Source organism: Pediococcus stilesii (genome assembly GCF_001437075.1).
Taxonomy (GTDB): Bacteria; Bacillota; Bacilli; order Lactobacillales; family Lactobacillaceae; genus Pediococcus; species Pediococcus stilesii.
In genome coordinates this window covers 64,808-83,455 of sequence record NZ_JQBX01000003.1, presented here as the reverse complement: position 1 = coordinate 83,455, position 18,648 = coordinate 64,808, and the positions used below count along the sequence as shown (strand labels likewise).

Annotated in this window: 17 protein-coding genes; 12 read left to right on the top strand and 5 right to left on the bottom strand. The window is 37.8% G+C overall.

What is annotated here, in order from left to right; genetic code table 11:
- Positions 1 to 176 precede the first annotated feature (176 nt).
- The gene (locus IV81_RS01980) at positions 177 to 389 is read right to left on the bottom strand and encodes a helix-turn-helix domain-containing protein (protein WP_236696811.1); all 213 of its coding nucleotides are present in this window, start codon (positions 387 to 389) and stop codon (positions 177 to 179) included.
- A 152-nt stretch (positions 390 to 541) separates the two neighbouring features.
- On the opposite strand from IV81_RS01980, the gene IV81_RS01975 reads away from it, so the two are divergent.
- On the top strand, positions 542 to 799 hold the full coding sequence (locus IV81_RS01975) for a helix-turn-helix domain-containing protein (protein ID WP_057801761.1): 258 nt from the start codon (positions 542 to 544) through the stop codon (positions 797 to 799).
- Positions 800 to 999: 200 nt separating this feature from the next.
- Here IV81_RS01975 and IV81_RS01970 read toward each other — a convergent pair whose 3' ends face one another.
- Positions 1,000 to 3,870: a DEAD/DEAH box helicase gene (locus tag IV81_RS01970; RefSeq protein ID WP_057801760.1), complete on the bottom strand. Its 2,871-nt coding sequence runs from the start codon at positions 3,868 to 3,870 to the stop codon at positions 1,000 to 1,002.
- Positions 3,871 to 3,894: 24 nt separating this feature from the next.
- Positions 3,895 to 4,842 (bottom strand): NAD(P)-dependent oxidoreductase, encoded by a 948-nt coding sequence (locus IV81_RS01965; protein WP_057801758.1) that lies wholly within the window; start codon positions 4,840 to 4,842, stop codon positions 3,895 to 3,897.
- 72 nt (positions 4,843 to 4,914) lie between these two features.
- On the opposite strand from IV81_RS01965, the gene IV81_RS01960 reads away from it, so the two are divergent.
- The 11 genes from IV81_RS01960 to rlmD all read left to right on the top strand — a co-directional run bounded on the left by IV81_RS01960 (position 4,915) and on the right by rlmD (position 17,398).
- Positions 4,915 to 5,532 (top strand): ECF transporter S component, encoded by a 618-nt coding sequence (locus IV81_RS01960; protein ID WP_057801756.1) that lies wholly within the window; start codon positions 4,915 to 4,917, stop codon positions 5,530 to 5,532.
- Between the two features lie 107 nt (positions 5,533 to 5,639).
- Positions 5,640 to 6,287: a glycoside hydrolase family 73 protein gene (locus IV81_RS01955; protein ID WP_057801754.1), complete on the top strand. Its 648-nt coding sequence runs from the start codon at positions 5,640 to 5,642 to the stop codon at positions 6,285 to 6,287.
- Positions 6,288 to 6,296: 9 nt separating this feature from the next.
- Positions 6,297 to 6,869, top strand: coding sequence for a xanthine phosphoribosyltransferase (locus IV81_RS01950; RefSeq protein ID WP_057801752.1), 573 nt, complete (start codon positions 6,297 to 6,299; stop codon positions 6,867 to 6,869).
- 41 nt (positions 6,870 to 6,910) lie between these two features.
- On the top strand, positions 6,911 to 8,050 hold the full coding sequence (locus IV81_RS01945) for an ATP-grasp domain-containing protein (RefSeq protein WP_057801750.1): 1,140 nt from the start codon (positions 6,911 to 6,913) through the stop codon (positions 8,048 to 8,050).
- Between the two features lie 98 nt (positions 8,051 to 8,148).
- Entirely contained in the window at positions 8,149 to 10,425 is a 2,277-nt protein-coding gene (gene pcrA, locus IV81_RS01940; RefSeq protein ID WP_057801748.1) for a DNA helicase PcrA, read from the top strand.
- 72 nt (positions 10,426 to 10,497) lie between these two features.
- Positions 10,498 to 11,655, top strand: coding sequence for a CamS family sex pheromone protein (locus IV81_RS01935; RefSeq protein WP_057801746.1), 1,158 nt, complete (start codon positions 10,498 to 10,500; stop codon positions 11,653 to 11,655).
- 19 nt (positions 11,656 to 11,674) lie between these two features.
- Complete coding sequence (gene gatC, locus IV81_RS01930; protein WP_057801744.1) at positions 11,675 to 11,989, top strand: Asp-tRNA(Asn)/Glu-tRNA(Gln) amidotransferase subunit GatC; 315 nt, start codon at positions 11,675 to 11,677, stop codon at positions 11,987 to 11,989.
- A complete protein-coding gene (gene gatA, locus IV81_RS01925; RefSeq protein WP_057801742.1) occupies positions 11,989 to 13,449 on the top strand; it encodes an Asp-tRNA(Asn)/Glu-tRNA(Gln) amidotransferase subunit GatA in 1,461 nt (486 codons plus the stop codon). Before gatC ends, gatA begins: the two co-directional genes overlap by 1 nt.
- Positions 13,449 to 14,876, top strand: coding sequence for an Asp-tRNA(Asn)/Glu-tRNA(Gln) amidotransferase subunit GatB (gene gatB, locus IV81_RS01920; RefSeq protein WP_057801741.1), 1,428 nt, complete (start codon positions 13,449 to 13,451; stop codon positions 14,874 to 14,876). Before gatA ends, gatB begins: the two co-directional genes overlap by 1 nt.
- Positions 14,877 to 14,903: 27 nt before the next feature.
- Positions 14,904 to 15,905, top strand: a complete 1,002-nt coding sequence (locus tag IV81_RS01915) for a diacylglycerol kinase (protein ID WP_057801739.1) — start codon at positions 14,904 to 14,906, stop codon at positions 15,903 to 15,905.
- Between the two features lie 122 nt (positions 15,906 to 16,027).
- Positions 16,028 to 17,398, top strand: coding sequence for a 23S rRNA (uracil(1939)-C(5))-methyltransferase RlmD (rlmD, locus tag IV81_RS01910; protein ID WP_057801737.1), 1,371 nt, complete (start codon positions 16,028 to 16,030; stop codon positions 17,396 to 17,398).
- Positions 17,399 to 17,520: 122 nt separating this feature from the next.
- Here the strand turns inward: rlmD and IV81_RS01905 are convergent, their stop codons facing one another.
- Both IV81_RS01905 and IV81_RS01900 read right to left on the bottom strand, forming a co-directional pair.
- Positions 17,521 to 18,081 (bottom strand): GNAT family N-acetyltransferase, encoded by a 561-nt coding sequence (locus IV81_RS01905; RefSeq protein ID WP_057801734.1) that lies wholly within the window; start codon positions 18,079 to 18,081, stop codon positions 17,521 to 17,523.
- A complete protein-coding gene (locus IV81_RS01900; RefSeq protein WP_057801733.1) occupies positions 18,053 to 18,637 on the bottom strand; it encodes an LURP-one-related/scramblase family protein in 585 nt (194 codons plus the stop codon). The genes IV81_RS01905 and IV81_RS01900 overlap by 29 nt, the downstream gene beginning before the upstream one ends.
- Positions 18,638 to 18,648: the final 11 nt, after the last annotated feature.

The window sequence follows — 18,648 nt, the reverse complement described above, 5'->3', positions numbered from 1 at the left end:
AAGTGCTGCACAACACTTTGTACGGGTTATTTATTGCAACAGCCAAATATAGTAAGCATGGGGAAACCTGCTAGAACTTCGAACAAGGCCATTGCAATACCAATTTAATTTTATAATAAGATTGTGTGTAGATTATTATTTACAGGTTGAATTAACAGTAATTATCTTTTTAAATGTTAGTTAATATCTTTGAAAAACTTTTCGAAGGGGACGTTAAATTGGTCATGAATTTGTTTTATTTCTGAAATTTTAAATTCACTTGCACCGTTCAACTTTCTGTTTAATGTAGTTCGACCAATGCCCAAAAAGTTAGCGACATCTTCTTGTTTGATTTGCTTGGTTTTTAAGTAACCCAGTACCTCCCGTGAGGTAGGGTAATCATAATTCACAAAGATCACCATCCCGTCATTTTGTATTATCCCGTTTAAAGATTCCTCTTACGGGATTATAGCCCTAAAAAGGCTTATCCATCAACGTTTTGTACTTTAATTGATATTAATGTATCGAAATTAAAACATCTATCAACATAGGAGGACCTACCTTGACTTTTGGTTCTATTTTAAGGAGCGCTCGTAAAGAAAAGAAACTATCACAGATTGAATTAATTCGTAAAATTCACGATGAATATGGAATTGATATATCAACCAGTATGCTATCTAGATATGAAGATGATCTAACACCTCTACCAAAACGGATGTCAATTGAGGCCATGTTCGCATTGACCCTTTACTTAGATATCGATTTAAACGATTTGGCACGAACTGAGATCCAAGAAATCAAAACGAAAAGAAATCGTTAAAATTTTTAGCTTATTAGGAACTTTAAATACACTATAACATATCGATAAGGATGTGTTAATCACAAAATGTTACATGAAATAATGTTCACGGCTCTCTCAAAAGCAGCGTGCATCATCCTCGGCCAGTTAAAAAAGCAGGCAAGACAGAATGGATATGTCTTACCTGCTTTCATTGGTCCTTTTGAAAGTATAGGACAAGATTAGTTAGTTAAATTCAGAAATAAATTGTAATCGACAGGAGCTCGAAGGTTCAAGTTAGCCTTAACAATAGGCTTTTCTTTGCCTTTAATAGTACGAAATTGTTGCTCGATGGAGTCGAAATCAAAGTCAACCTGTCCTAGATAATAAAAATCAGATCCTTCATCATCATTTTTTTTAACAAAAAGCATCAAATCGATGGTATCGTTTTTGTTTCCATCGAATAGGCGAACAACTTCGTTTGAATCAAGTCGACGTGGACTTTTGGTGTACCAGCTGAGGGTAGTAGAATTGAAAAAAATATTGTTATGATTCAATTCATCCGGAATATCCACTCGCTTTTGGTACGTAACAAACATCGGACAGAATCCCATTTTTTCTTTATAACCATAAATTGCGGAAGATTGATCCGTTGGCCATCCTAATAGACTATTAACATTTCGACGTGTGTATTTTTTATTAATAGTGAATTTTTGATTAGATAAATATTTTTGGCTGTTTAAAAAACCAATATTTAGCGCATCATCAACTAAGCTTCTAAAGTAGGAGTTTTTGTGATACATATCCACTATACGTGAGTCCAACATGTATGAATGATTTTTAACAGTAACGTAAGGCAAGCTACCATATTTTTTTTGATCATTTGGTTGAAAATAACTCAAATTGAGGTGACTTTCAACGGAAGAAATCGTTGTCGGATCCGTGTAAGTGTGTAGGCTCCGTAATTCATTTAGGTAGTCACTTTGCGGATATGGGGATGAACGTTCAAGCAGTTGCTTGAGCAACACCAACTCATGAATACGCATGCCGTTTGAAAACTCTCTTGAAACGAGCCGTAAAAAATGATCCTCAAGTTCGGATAGATTTAAGGCATCGTGCATTTTTAACAAAAATTGGTGGTAATTTCCGTATTTATCAATTAGTACCTGTGCATCGAGGGAACCTATTTTCTGAAAGTCACCAAGTAGCGGTCGACGTCCAAGTCTGTTTTTAAGATTAATATAGGAATCACGAAGCTTTGATAGTAGGGTTAAATTACTACTATTAATGGAATTATAGATACGTTCTCGTGCGATTTCGCTGAAATTAATCGAAGATAGTCCGATTGTTTGATCAATTAATACATGGCTGCGGAGATTATTTTTATTCATCGATTGGTCTCCCGTTAATGCAATTGGAATCAGGTAGTTATTTTGGTAATTCCCAATAAAATCAATAATGGTTACGAATTCTTTGTTGGGATATTTGCGAAGACCACGTCCTAACTGTTGAATAAAAATAATACTCGATTCTGTATTTCTGAGCATAATAACTTGATTCACTTTGGGGATATCAATTCCTTCATTAAAGATATCAACGGTTACAATATAATCTAACTTTCCGTGTTCAAATTCATTGATAACTTTTTCCCGTTGCTGAATTGAATCATCTCCAGTTAAGGCAATTGAAGGATGCCCCTTGGCTGACATTATTTTAGCAACTTCTCGAGCTTCATCTTTTCGACTACAAAAAATCAGACCATAAATTTGGTCCCCATCATGACCGTAATAATCTAATTGTTGTTCAACATATTGCATTCGTTCTTCAGAAACGAGGTGTTTCAGCGGTGTTTGATCGTTAATAACGGGTTCACCATTAAACTCGTAGTCTGTGATTCCAATGTAGTGAAATTGGCTAAGCATGTTTTCTTCAATGGCATCTTGCAAACGAATTTCATAGGCAATGTTGTAATCAAAAAGTTCATAAATATTAAAATCGTCGGTTCTTTCAGGAGTGGCAGTCATTCCCAACATGAATTGCGGCTGGAAATAATTGATGACCGAGCGATAAGACTTTGCTCCCGTCTTGTGAGCCTCATCAACCAGAATATAGTCAAAAGCCTGTGGATCAAATTGGCTAAGAGTTTTTTCTTGAGACAAGGTTTGAATGGTTGCAAATAAATATTTTCGATTAGTTTCTTTGATATTTCCAGAAAGAACTCCGTAATCTGACTGGGGTCCGCCAAGGATTTTTTGAAAGCTTTTAATTGCTTTATTCAGAATCTGTTCACGATGAACAACAAATAAAAATTTTTGAGGAGCAAAATTTTGTACATCAAAGGCTCCTAAATAAGTTTTACCGGTCCCCGTGGCCGAAACCACTAGTCCCTTTTTTTGACCGCTTTGGCGAAGACTTTGAAGAGCTTGCAAGGCGTCTTTTTGCATTTTATTTGGCTGCAAAGATTTTAAATTTGTTTTGGCTTCTGCTTGAAAAACTGGAACGTTTTTAGGCTTCAGGCTGCTAATCGATTGGTAGTATTCAGAATATTGATCAATCCAATCTGAAGTCAGGGGATGGGCTGTTTGCCACTCCGCTTCAATTTGCTGGTTGATTTTAGTGGTTAACGCGCCATTTTCTAAAGATGAAAATTTAATGTTCCATTCGTAATTTTTAATTAAAGCGTTGCTGGTTAAATTCGAACTGCCAATAATGGTGGTTTGGTAGTCTGATTTATTAAAAATATATCCTTTTGCATGAAAATCCGCGTTTTGATCTAAAACGCGGACTTCTAAGTTTGGAATTTTTAGCAGTTCTTGAAAAACTTTAGGCTGGTTGAACCCTAAATAAGTTGAAGTTAAAATGCGCCCATGAATATTTTTAGTTGCCAGATCAGCAAATTGAACTTTTAAATCAGTTAACACGGCATTTGAAATAAATGCGACGGCAAACGTGAAGCCTGAACATGTTCGTAACTCTTGTTCAATATGGGTTTTAACTTGCTCGTCTTCAGAGTTTAGTACCAATTGTGGTGTAAACTCCGTTTGTGCCGGAAAATGATCATCAACCATGGCCGACAATACAGAGTTTGAAAAAGCATTGTAATCTAGGTTCATTTGTAAATTTTCTCCATCCTAAAATTAATATCCCTTTGATAGGTCAACAATTTTTTCAGAAGGCTTTCCATCTTTTAAAAATGATTTAAGGTTTGTCAAAAAGACTTCTTTGACTCCTGGAAGCATTTCTGAACTCACCGACGAGTTATGTGGTGTGATTAGTACTTGTTTATAATTCCATAAAGGACTGCTAGAAGGGAGCGGTTCTTCTTCGAAAACGTCTAGAGCTGCATGTTCGACTCTGCCTGAATCAAGGGCGTCAATGAGATCCGCAGTATTAACGGAAGGACCCCGGCCGACATTAATGAAAAGAAACAGATGATCTAATTTTTCAAAAAAGTCGGCATTAAACATATGATGCGTTTCATCTGTTAGAGGTAATATGTTAACAACAATATCGGCTTTTTTTAATTCACTATCGTAGTTGGTATCTGAAACGGTTGAATCAAAATTTTCGGCAGAATGTCCAGTATGGTTAACACCGACCGTTGTCCCACCCAGTAGGCGAACTTCTCGAGCAATTTCACTTCCAATATGACCGGTACCAAAAATTAACCAACGCTTCTTTGTTAATAATCCAAGTTGATTATAATTACGCTTGTCGTTCCACTGCTTTTGATTACGCATGTCGAGTGCCAAGTTTAGATCACGATTAAAGAATAATGCATATAAAAGTGTGGTGTTAGCTATCGCGACGCTATGAACGCCACTTGTATTGGTTACCATAATATTTTGACTTGCAATTTGTTCTTTTGGAAAGTAATCTACACCGGCGCTAAACGACTGAATCCACTTTAAGCGGTGATCGTTCTGGTTCAAAATATCTTTAACAGTTGCATCAAGTCCCCAAGCTACTTCAATTTGAGAATAATCAGATTCAGTAATAGACGAACTATTAAGGTATGTCACATTATTTTGTGGTAAATTTTCTCGAATTTGATTGGGAATCTGGTTAGATATATATATTTTCATGCGTAAGCCTCCTTTGATTTACCAACTTCATGATATAATATGTTCAATGTTTTTTACAGTAAGGAGCTTATAATGACGAGGAAAACGAATGCCGGTAAGATTAGTATTTTAGCGCTATTTGCCGCAATTATAATTATTCAAAATTATGTTCCGTTAATTGGATATATTCCAGTTGGGCCTTTAGAAATTACGACGATTCACATAACGGTGATAATCGCTGCGACTGTATTAGGTCCGGTTGATGGAGCAATCGTGGGTGGAATTTGGGGACTGGTTGATTGGTTGCGAGCAATCACAGTAACCTCTAGTGCCTTGGGGAACGTCGTGATGGTTAATCCGATGGTATCAGTTGTTCCTCGAATTCTAATCGGACTAGTTGCGGGTGCGTTAATTAATTGGCTAATTAATTTGAACATGAAGCAACAGCCCGCGATTATTGTTGGTTCAGTGGTGGGTTCACTGGTTAATACCGTTCTAGTTTTAAGCATGATTTATGTTTTCTTTCATAATGGTTCCAACGTCTATTCAGCACTTAATATCAAAGAATTAATGCCATACTTGCTGACGGTTGCTGGTGCGCATGGAATTCCTGAAGCAATTGCGGCTGGTATAATTGCACCACTAATTTCAATTCCACTGCTAAAATTTTCGAAGTTTGGACAAGAACGATTTAAAAGTCCGAAAAAATAGTTAAAAAAGCTATATTTTTACCTTGAATCATAGTTGAAGGACTATGATTTTTTAAACGGTTCAGTTACACTAAATATGTACACCAAAATGGAGGGTCCTGACCACTAGTGGCGAAGAAAAAAAGAAAACGAAAAAACGGTTTTTTCTATAATCAAGGCCAACTGCGCGTTTCAAGTTTAATCGGCGCTCTTTTATTAGGGTGCTTTGTTGTTGCGGTAGGCATGCGAATTTATGTCAATCGGGTTAGTAACCTGAATAGCACTGCGGTCACTACCGTGGATGCCACCGCTGGACAGCATGAAAAGTTTATTAAAACGATTGCTCCGTATGCTCAACAAATGCAACGACAATACGGTGTTTTATCCAGTATTACGATGGCTCAAGCAATTTTAGAGTCAAACTGGGGTGAAAGCACGCTTTCAAAAAAGTTTAATAATTACTATGGAATTAAGGGTGATTCGGATTCCAATAGTAAATACTTTAAAACTCAAGAATTTGTTAATGGAAAGTGGGTTACAATTTCGGCTCGTTTTAGAGTGTATTCGTCTTGGCAAGAGTCAATGCGGGACCACTCACTTCTTTTGGTTAATGGGACTAATTGGAATCCGCAACAGTACGCCACGGTAGTTTCGGCGACAAACTACAAACAGGCTGCTCAAGCGTTGTACGATTCACAATATGCAACAGATCCGGATTATCCGGAAAAACTGATTGAATTAATCCAAAAATATGGGTTAGATAATTACGATAAATAGGGGGATATTATGAAGTTACTTGAAGATAAGATTAAATCCGAAGGGATCGTACTTCCAAATAATGTTTTAAAAGTCGATGGTTTTTTAAATCACCAGGTTGATCCACAACTAATGTTTGAAATTGGTAAAGAGTTTGGTCGACTATTTAAAGACCAAAAGGTAACTAAAATTTTAACGGTTGAATCTTCAGGGATTGCCCCCGCCGTAATGACTGGTTTAGCAATGAACGTTCCGGTGGTATTTGCTAGAAAGCATAAGAGTTTGACGCTCACTGACGATTTGTACACGGCTTCTGTATATTCATATACAAAACAAACTAGTAATCAAATTTCAATTTCAAAGCGATTTATTGACAAAGATGATCGGGTTCTAATTATTGATGACTTTTTAGCTAATGGGCAAGCAGTTTCTGGACTTTTTGACATTGCTGATGCCGCTAGCATTGATGTTGTTGGAGTTGGAATTGTTATTGAAAAAACTTTCCAAAAGGGAAATCAGATTATTAAAGATCGTGGTGTTCAGTTGGAATCGTTAGCTCGAATTAAAGCGTTAACGGACGATGGACGAGTTGAATTTGAATAAGATGGATTTAAGAGATTGATGAACAGGCGGGATGAGTTAAAGTGGAAAACGAAGTAATTACTTCTAGAAAGATTATTTATCCAGGAGATATGATTGGTATCATTGGTGAAGGACGTTCAAGCGTACAACTGGTGGCGACAGCCAAATCAATGGGATTTAAGGTTGCAACGTATGTTACTTCCGAAAAAAATGAAGTTAGTCATTATGCGGATGCAAGTTTCATCGGCAGTATTCATGATGGAGAAAAGCTTCAACGTTTTGCACAAAAATGTAAGATTGTTTTGTATGAATCTGAAATGATTGATATCAAAACAATCCAGTACTTACAACAGTTTGTGTCGATACCACAAGGCGTAAAATTATTAGAGCTAAACCAAGATCGAATTATCGAGAAGGCTTCGATTGAACAACTTGGTATCAAGGTGGCACCATACGTTACGATTGTTGATTTAGATGACCTTTACGAGTCGATCGCTGAGATTGGCTACCCAGCAATTCTTCGACCAATTCTAAAGGATCCATTGACAGAAGAGGGGCTATTGCTAGAAAGCGAAATGGATTTGCCTAAGGCTAGTCCTTTACTTGAAAGAGGAACTTACTTACTTCAGTCCTGGATGGATGAAGGCGATGAGGTCGCAGTCAGTGTTGTTAAAGATCAAAATCACCGACAAAAAATGTTTCCGATGGTCGAAAACATCTATCAAGATCACCATTTAAAAGAAACGAAAGTACCACTCGACGTCGACCCTCGAATTCAAAATAATTTATTGGAAGCAGCAACCAAAATTGCTAACTTCATTGATTATGTTGGGGTATTTTCAATTGTATTTTATATTCATAATGATGAAGTTTATTTAAAACGATTGATTCCCGGAATTCACCGTTCACAAAATATTTTCAATTTAGCTTCCAACACGACGGTGTACGAGGAAACGCTACGAGCTTTGAGTGGAATGCTCATTAGTGACATTCGGCTCCAAGTTCCAACGGTTATGTTAAATATTTCGGATCACCAAATGCAGAAAATAAAAACACAATGGTTAATTAAGGATAATTGGCATTTTCATTTTTATCCACAGGTTAACGAAAATGAAGACAAAGCACACATTGGCTACATTCTAGCTGATGGTGATAATGTTGGTCAGATTCAAGAACAAATTGATAATACTGATATTTGGTAAAAGTCTTTAAAGTCGGTAAATGAGCCGGCTTTTTTTGCTATAATGGTCTGTGGTTATTTTAGGAATCAGCAAACAAGGAATAGAGAGGATTGAATAAATTGCCAGAAGTTAATTTATTAAAAGGGCTTAATGACATGCAAAAAGAAGCGGTCCAAACAACGGATGGTCCGCTTTTAATCATGGCTGGGGCCGGCAGTGGTAAGACACGTGTGCTAACTCATCGGGTGGCCTACTTAATTGAAGAAAAAGACGTTAATCCATGGAATGTTTTGGCAATTACCTTTACAAACAAAGCCGCACGAGAAATGCGCGAACGTGTTGCTAATTTGTTAGGAGAAGTTGCCTCTGAAATTTGGGTATCAACCTTCCATGCCCTTTGCGTTCGTATTTTAAGACAAAATATTGATCAAATTGGTTATAATCGGGCCTTTTCGATTGCAGATCCGAGTGAACAAAAAACATTAATCAAGCATATTTTGGCCGATCTTAATTATGATCCGAAAAAGTTTGATCCGCGTTCAGTATTAGGAACAATTTCAAATGCTAAAAATGACCTAAAGACGCCACTAATGTATCGTGAAGCGGCAAGTACGCCGTATGAAAACGTGGTTGCAGATATTTATGAGGAATATCAGAAACGATTGAAGATTAACCAAGCATTAGATTTTGACGATTTAATCATGCAAACAATTAGTTTATTTGAAAAGAATCCTGAAACTTTAGAGTTTTATCAAAATAAATTTCATTACATCCATGTCGATGAATACCAAGATACTAACCAGGCTCAGTATCAGTTGGTAAGTATGTTAGCAAAACGGTTCCGAAACATATGTGTGGTTGGTGATTCTGATCAAAGTATTTACGGTTGGCGTGGTGCTGATATGCAAAATATTATGAATTTTGAGACCGACTATCCAGATTCAAAAACGGTTATGTTGGAACAAAATTATCGTTCAACAAAAAATATTTTAAATGCCGCCAATGATGTAATTAAGAATAATGTTGAAAGAAAGCCAAAGGAACTTTGGACGGATAACAATGAGGGCGATAAAATTTCATACTATCGTGGTCAAACCGGAAACGACGAAGTTCATTTTATTGTCCAAAAAATTCGTGAACAAATTAAGGAAAATCATTTAAACTATGGTGATTTTGCAATTTTGTATCGAACAAATGCTCAATCTCGTCTAATTGAAGATACTTTTGTAAAGACCAATATCCCGTACATCATGGTTGGTGGGCATAAATTTTACGATCGTAAAGAAATTAGGGATGTTTTGAGTTACCTTACTTTGATCGCCAATGAAGACGATTCAATGAGTTTTGAGAGGGTAATTAACGAACCTAAACGTGGGATTGGAGCTACTTCGCTAGCTAAACTACAAGCTTTTGCTAATGAAAATAATTGGTCACTACTAAAAGCCGCTCGAAGCGTTCAAATTGCCAATGGCATTTCCAGCAGAGCACGTAATTCAATTGAAGACTTTGCTAAAACCATTGATGCTTTACGCAAAGAGGGCGAATTTCTAAGTATCACGGATTTAACAGAAGAAGTCTTGGAAAAGACAGGATACCGTCGAGCGCTTGAAAATACGCGAACAATGGAGTCGGAAGCTCGATTAGAAAATATTGATGAATTTTTAACGGTAACAAAGCAATTTGACGATAAGAATGAAGCAGAAGGTAATGAAATCGCCGACGAAAATGGTGATAATATTCAACTTGTTGACTTTTTGGCCGATTTAGCATTAGTTTCTGATCAAGACGACGTGGAGGAAGAACCTTCAGCAGTGACATTGATGACACTTCATGCGGCTAAAGGTCTAGAATTTCCGGTAGTTTTTCTGGTCGGAATGGAAGACGGAATCTTTCCATTATCAAGAGCAATGATGGATCAAGATCAGCTAGAAGAAGAGCGCCGTTTGGCATATGTTGGTATTACTCGAGCTCAAAAAAAGTTATACATTACAAATGCCTATTCCAGAATGCTTTATGGACGATCGCAAAATAATCCTGCTTCACGCTTCATAGCTGAAATTGGGCAACAGTATCTGAAGAATGAAAATGAAGATGGTCATACAAAAGCGGCGGGAACATCCGCTAAAAGCTATCCATTTGATCGAAGTCGAAATGCACGTGCGACAACTAGTGTGTATGGCAACACGCGTTCCGCAAGTGTCGCATCAACAACTGGTACCGGAGCTGATAAAGTTCAGTGGGCGGCCGGAGATAAGGTGCAACATAAGGCATGGGGAACCGGAACGGTCGTTAAGGTATCCGGCTCAGGCGAAGATGCAGAGTTAGATATTGCCTTTAAAGATCAGGGGATTAAACGATTGTTAGCTGCCTTTGCACCGATTAAACGTGTGGTTTAATAAGTTAATTTTATGATTTATTCAGGTAGCGGTATAATTAGGGGATAAATGAAAGTTTGAGGAACCTTTTTTATGAATGTAACTAAAAAAATCAGTTTACTGGTTGCAATACTATTGGTTGGAATTGGCTTAGCAGCGTGTGGTAGCCTAGATAATTCATCAATGTCTTCCTCCACTAATAATGTTACTGGTGAAAAAAATAAAAAGAATACTTACCAAACGACGGGATCAGCATCAGGCGAATATGCTGGGGTCATTAAAAATGGGCGATATGTTACCAGTAAATCGAGAGGCTTAACTGCCGATCAAAATGGAAATGTTAATAATACCAAGAGTTTTGAAAGTGGATTACAAGATGTTTCTAAAATCGTTTTTTCGCCGTCAAAGTATATTTTTCAAGAGGGACAGTACCTAAGTACGGATACAGTTCAGGATTGGTTAGATCGTAAATCCAAGAGCAATCCTGATGGATTAAATCCTGAAGATAATGGCTCAAAAGATTCGGAAAAACGGAATCCAATTTATTTGCAAGCATTAGAAGAGCAGGACTATATGGAAAAGTCAGGAACATCTTTAAAGCTAAAAGGTGTGACGATCGGACTAGCCATGAATTCTGTTGACTATTATCAAAAAGAACAATATGGGGCTGAATACGAAACTAAGATTTCAGACGCTGACATTAAAGCAAAAAGTACTGAAATTGCAAAAGAAGTATTAAAGCGACTGCGAAAGAAATCTGAATTTAAAAATGTTCCAATCGTAATTGCGGTTTATAAACAAGCGTCAAATGACAGCTTGACTGGTGGGACATTTATAAGATATACCAATAATAGTGGCGAAAAGCTTGCTGCATGGAAAAATTTAGATTACAAAAATGTGATTTATCCGTTGGGCAATGACGAAAGTTCCCCTAACAGTAATGATTCAACCGCCTTTGACAATTTTAAAACACAGGTTGAGAGCTTTTTTCCTAATTTGAGTGGGATTACGGCTAAAACACGTTATAAAGGCGATGCAATGCAAGGGATGAGCGTCACCATCACTACTCAATTCTATAGTGAAACGGAGATTAAAAGCTTTACCCAGTTTGCATCGACGCAGGCTGAAAAATATCTACCAAGTGGTGTTAACATTGATATAACAATCCGATCAAGCGATGATGTACAAAGCTTTTTATCACGTTCTGCTAAAGAAAAGAGCTTTAGTTCCCACGTTTTTTCTAGTTATTAAATCTTAGAAGGAGAATTCAATGACAACTGAAAATAATATTACCAAAGCTGATGTAGCACATGTTGCCTCATTGGCAAAACTGAAATTTAATGATAACGAGCTTGAAAAATTTACCGGTCAAATTGAAGATATTATTGATATGGTAAATACTTTGAACGAGGTTGATACCGATAATGTTAAACCGACCTTTAATGTTACGGATCAATTTAATCGAATGCGCGAAGATGTTGCCGTTCGTTCTGGGGATAAAGAGGCTTTGTTAGCTAATGCACCAGATACAGAAAATGGATTTATTAGAGTCCCTGCAATTCTTGATGAAAGTGAGGAAGCATAATGAAATTTTTTGATATTAGTGTTAGTGAACTCCATCAAAAATTAGTTGATAAGGAATTAACGGTTACAGAACTAGTTTCACAAACCTTAGACCAAATTGAAGCCGATCAAAAAGTATTAAACGACTTTATCACCATTAATCGAACGGATGCCTTGTCAAAGGCCAAAGAAATTGATGAAAAGGGGATTGATCCTGATAATATTTGGGCTGGAATTCCAATTGCAGTTAAGGATAATATTATTACTAAGGGATTAAAAACGACGGCTGCTTCAAAAATGCTGGGTAATTTTACACCAATTTATGATGCAACGGTGGTTGAACGGTTGCAAGCTCACGATGTAATCATTATTGGTAAGACCAATATGGATGAGTTTGCAATGGGAGGCTCAACAGAAACATCATTCTTTGGCGATACACATAATCCTTGGGATCATACGAAGGTTCCAGGTGGATCTTCTGGTGGATCAGCAACAACAGTTTCTGCCGGCAATTCAATTGCGGCTTTAGGATCAGATACAGGTGGTTCAATCAGACAACCGGCTTCTTATACCGGAATTGTTGGGGTTAAGCCAACTTATGGTCGAATCTCACGTTATGGATTGATTGCCTTTGGTTCAAGCCTTGATCAAATTGGTCCAATGACCCGCTCGGTTGAGGATAATGCAGCTTTACTTAATATAATTGCTGGATTAGATGAACGCGATTTGACTAGTTCAGATAAAGAAGTTCCCGATTTTGCGTCGAAGATTGGTAAAGATATTAAGGGAATGAAAATTGGTTTACCTAAAGAATACCTCGGAGAAGGAATTGATGAAGCGGTTAAAGCGGTTATTCAAGAAGCCGTTCAAGTTTTAACGGATTTAGGCGCGGTTGTTGAAGAAATTTCTTTACCCCGTAGTAACTACGGAGTTGCCGCATATTATATTATTGGCTCTTCGGAAGCTTCATCTAATTTACAGCGTTTCGACGGGATTCGTTACGGATACCGCGCTGATGATGTGAAAAGTTTAGAAGACGTTTATGTTAAAACACGTTCAGAAGGGTTTGGTGATGAAGTTAAGCGCCGGATTATGTTGGGAACATACTCTCTTTCGGCAGGATCGTATGATGCGTACTTTAAAAAGGCCGCACAGGTACGTACTTTAATTATTAATGACTTTAATCAGGTTTTTGAAAATTACGATTTAATTATCGGACCAACGGCACCTACTCCAGCTTATGCAATTGGAGCGGAAGTCGACGATCCGACAACAATGTACATGAATGATATTTTGACAATTCCAGTTAATCTAGCGGGATTACCAGCGATGTCTCTACCAGCCGGTTTTGTTGATGGCATGCCAGTTGGATTACAGATAATTGCGAAACCTTTTGATGAAGAAACCATGTATCAAGCTGGTGCTGCGTTTGAAAAGGCTACTGATTTTCATCAAAAACATCCTGAAATGGAGGACAAATAATGAATTTTAAAACAACTATCGGACTCGAAGTTCATATTGAATTAAAAACTAATTCTAAGATTTTTAGTCCTTCGCCGGTTGAATTTGGTGATCAACCGAATGCAAATACAAATGTAATCGATTGGGGTTACCCTGGTGTTCTACCACAAACTAATAAAGGGGTGGTTGAAGCAGGAATGATGGCTGCCAAGGCTTTGCATGCCAATATTACTAAAACACAACATTTTGATCGAAAAAATTACTTTTATCCCGATAATCCTAAAGCATATCAAGTAACCCAGGCGGATACTCCAATTGGTACGGATGGCTGGATTGAGATCGAAGTTGAAGGAAAAAAGAAAAAAGTCGGTATCGCTGAAATGCATATTGAAGAGGATGCGGGTAAAAATACCCATAATCCAAATGGCTATTCTTATGTTGATTTAAACCGGCAAGGTACGCCACTAATTGAAATTGTTTCAAAACCAGATATTGAATCGCCAGATGAGGCGTATGCTTATTTGGAAGCATTACGGCAGAGAATCCAGTTTACTGGAATTTCTGATGTGAAGATGGAAGAAGGTTCAATGCGTGTCGATGTTAATATTTCAATTCGGCCGATTGGTTCAGAACAATATGGAACTAAAGCGGAATTAAAAAATATTAACTCGTTTAATTTTGTCCGTAAGGGGCTCGCGTTTGAAGAAAAAAGACAGCAAAAGATTTTGTTAGCGGGCGGGGAAGTTCGTCCTGAAACTAGACGTTATGATGAAGCTAGTGGAGAAACAATTTTGATGCGTGTCAAGGAAGGCGCGGACGATTACCGTTATTTCCCAGAACCTGATTTACCAAGCATTACGATCAGTGATGAATGGATTAAAGATGTTGAAGCTAAAATGCCTGAAATGCCCGGAAAACGTCGGGCACGTTATGTGAACGAGTTGGGCGTTACAGACTATGATGCAATGGTTCTAACCCAAACCAAAGAGATGTCTGACTTCTTTGAAGCGGCAATTAATTATGGTGCGGATGCGAAACTTACAGCAAACTATTTAATGGGTGATGTAAATGCGTACTTGAACGATCAAAAAATGGATCTTCAAGACACCAAGATTACCCCGGAAAACTTGGCTAATATGGTGAAAATGATCAGCGATGAGACGATTTCATCTAAAATTGCCAAAAAAGTTTTTAAGGCGATTACGCAAGGCGAAGAACCGACCGCATGGGTAAAAGCAAAGGGACTCGTTCAGTTATCAGATCCTGCCGTATTAACGCCGATTATAGTTAAAACGGTTGATGACAACGAACAATCAGTAGCTGACTTTAAGAACGGTAAAGATCGTGCCGTTGGGTTCTTAGTCGGTCAGATTATGAAGCAAACAAAGGGACAGGCCAACCCTAAAGTGGTCAATCAGATCCTAATGAAAGAGCTTAACTCTCGTTAGAGGATAAGAATCGGAGGAAGACGTACGATGCGGAAACGTGCGCGAATTATATATAACCCAACTTCAGGACGGGAAATGATAAAGCAACACTTAGTGGAGATTCTGGCAGTAGTCGAAAAAGCGGGATACGAAACTAGTGCATTTGCTACTACACCTGAACCCGATTCTGCTAAAAACGAGGCTCGACGGTCTGCAAAAGATGGATTTGATCTAATTATTGCGGCTGGCGGAGATGGAACGATTAATGAGGTAGTTAACGGAATCGCTCCATTGTTAAGACGACCCAAAATGGCGATTATCCCAACTGGAACTACGAATGATTATGCGCGAGCTTTAAGAATTCCGCGAGAGGATCCCGTCGCGGCCGCAAAAGTAATTTTACAAAATCAGCGAATGAAAATTGATATTGGCAAAGCTGGTGATAATTACTTTATTAATATTGCGGCTGGTGGGTTACTAACGGAGCTGACTTACGATGTTCCATCTAATTTAAAAAGCATTTTTGGATATTTAGCCTATATTGTTAAAGGTGCTGAAATGTTACCACGTGTGAAACCTGTCGAAATGGATATTGAGTATGACGGCGAACATTACCGTGGAAAAGCCTCGATGTTCTTTCTAGCGTTAACCAACTCCATTGGCGGTTTTGAACAAATTGTGCCGGATGCTTCGCTAGATGACGGTAAATTTACAATGATTATCGTAAAGTCTGGAAACTTGCCAGATTTGTTGCATTTGATGGTTAAAGCACTGAATGGTAAGCATGTCGATGATAAACGGATTATTTATCGCAAGGCTCGAAAAGTTACGGTTCGCCCAGTAGATGACCGAGTAATGGTTAACTTAGATGGTGAATATGGTGGGGATGCCCCAATGCTCTTCAAAGATTTGAAACGGCACATTGACTTTTTCACTAACTTAGAAGATGTTCCGGTTAGTTTAGCGGAAGAGGACGATCAGTATCGTCAAGTAGAACAACAATTTGTGGAAGAAGTTGAAAATCTTCCAGAAGATACGGATGTTAAATAGTTAAAAACTTGAGAATTGTGTAGAAATGAGTTAAAGTTCTTGAGTAGCTATATGAGAATAAAAACAGGTTGGTATTCTGAAGTGCCAGCCTGTTTTTATCAGCAAATGAATAGGGGAAATAAATGAAAATTAAAGCACCAGTTGAAAAAAATAAAATCTATACCGTTAAAATTGAAGATTTGACATATCAAGGGATGGGAGTCGCCAAAATTGAGCATTTCCCAATTTTTATTGCGGACAGTATTCCTGGCGAAAAAATTGAGTCTAAGATAACCAAGGTTCAAAAGAACTTTGCCTTTGGACGTGTTGAAAAGGTTTTAGAAGAAAGTCCCGATCGAGTTGCCGGCAATGGCGCGGCATATACACAAACCGGGATCGCACCATTGCAGCATTTAACTTATGATGCTCAGTTGAAGTTTAAACAAAATCAAATTAACAATCTTCTAAAGAAATCTCATTTGGAAAAAATTGAAGTTGCCGATACGATTGGAATGGAAGATCCGACTGGTTATCGAAATAAGGCACAAATTCCAGTTCGAAAAATTAAAGGCCAACTGGAAACAGGTTTCTTTAAACGCAATAGTCATGACCTAGTTCCAATCGAAGATTTCTATATTCAAGATCCGATCATTGACCAAGTGATTGTTAAAGTACGTGATATTCTTCGAGAATACCGGGTTGAACCTTACGATGAAATTAATCATAAGGGGATTATCCGAAACATTATGGTGCGGCGAGGACGTCGTTCCGGTCAAGTGATGGTGGTTTTAATCACTAGAACTAAAGACGTTCCACATCTTGATGAAATTACGGCTGCAATTACGCAAATTGACGGCGTAGTGAGCGTTATCCAAAATATTAACTATAAACAGACCAACGTAATTATGGGTGAAGAAGACCGGGTTTTAGCCGGTGAATCTGTTATTCACGACGAATTGCTTGGTCAAGATTTCATTATTTCAGCGCATTCTTTCTACCAAGTTAATCCACTTCAAACGGAAAAATTATATCAGCTTGCGATTGAAAAAGCGGGTCTAACTGGGAATGAGACAGTTTTAGACGTTTATAGTGGGATTGGAACAATTTCATTAGCGATGGCTCAGGCAGCTAAGAAAGTTTATGGAGTTGAGATTGTTAAAGAGGCAGTTCAAGACGCCAAAATTAACGCATTCCAAAACAATGCAACCAACACCGAATTCGTTGTTGGTAAAGCTGAGGATCAGATGCAAACATGGCAAGCAGACGGACTAAAACCAGACGTTGTCGTGGTTGATCCGCCACGGAAGGGATTGGATCAAAGTGTTATTGATGCTACCGTTGCAATGCAACCGACTCGCGTTGTTTATGTTAGTTGCAATCCTGCAACCTTGGTTCGTGACATTGAACGTTTTGGAGAACAAGGATACGATGTAAACCAACCAATTGTCCCAGTTGATCAATTCCCACAGACGCCTCACGTGGAGAGTGTGACGGTTTTGGAACGTAAAGACTAACTAAAATATTTTTAAAGGTTTGACCGCTACGGTTAAACCTTTTTGTTTTGCATATAAAAAGCAGAAGCTCTAGAAAAAGGAATTTACTAGAATCTTCCGCTACTGAAGTGTCTAATTAGATACTAAAGATCTAATTTTAAATGTTTGTAATGATGATTTGATACAACTTGCTCATGGTCATCTCTAAAGCCAATTCGGCGATAAAGACGCTCGGCATTTGGGTTTAAATCATCAACTAAAAGTCCAACTTTGGTTAAACCGCGTTGTTTAGCAAATTTTGGAATGGCGTTTAAAAGCGTAGTGCCAATTCCCTGATTTTGAAATTCCGGATTAACTACTAGTGAGTCAAGGTACCACTCATCAGCGTCAGCTTCGGGATCCTCATAAATTTCTTGTGCAGGAATATTAACCTGATCAAAGTGCTTTTGGAATTCGTCATCCAAAACGTCTTCATTTTTTCCAGGATAACCAAAGGCTAATCCCGCTACTTGATTGTCCACTTTGGCGACGAGTACATCAGCGTCATTTGTGTAAGTTTTACTTTGGAAAGTCTTGGTAAATAATTTTGTAACTTCGTTTTGATCATTATTTAAATAAAATGGTAGTTCCATTTCATCCAAAATGATTTTGAGTAATTCAATTACCTGAGGCATATCAGAGGTCGTTGCTTTTACTACTTGCATTAAAATTCTCCTTTGAAAAATTGTTATAACCGGCGGCATCGGATTCAATCTTCCAACTACGAACCAGTTTTGGTTCACGTAAAGGTGGTCTTTTTTGAATCCAACGGTCTAAAATGGCTGCCAGACAGATGAAAAGGGGGATCTGTTCTTGGTCATAGACATTTAATTCAATATAGGCCGAGCCATTAATTTGAACACGGTTGATTTCTAGAATGGTTGATAAGCCACGGTAAATTTTAAAGTGACAAGTAACGGTGTCACCAACAATTAACCAATGTAAGTTTTGCACAAATAGTAACCCCTTGATAAAACCGACGGGGGTTATTACCGTTCCAACTTCAACGCCCTCTAAAAAAAGCTTGAATTTTGGTAATTTACCTACGGATAGTTGCTTTAATTCTGACAACAGTTGACCACTCATATCATAAACTGAAAGGGTATCACTTTTAATTCCCCATTTACCAACCAGCAAATATTTTGAATTATGATTTTCGTCACTGACGGCAGTGGCTCCCTTATTTTCAAGCCCCTGACTTTTTAGATAGAATCTACGCATGGCATTTGTCC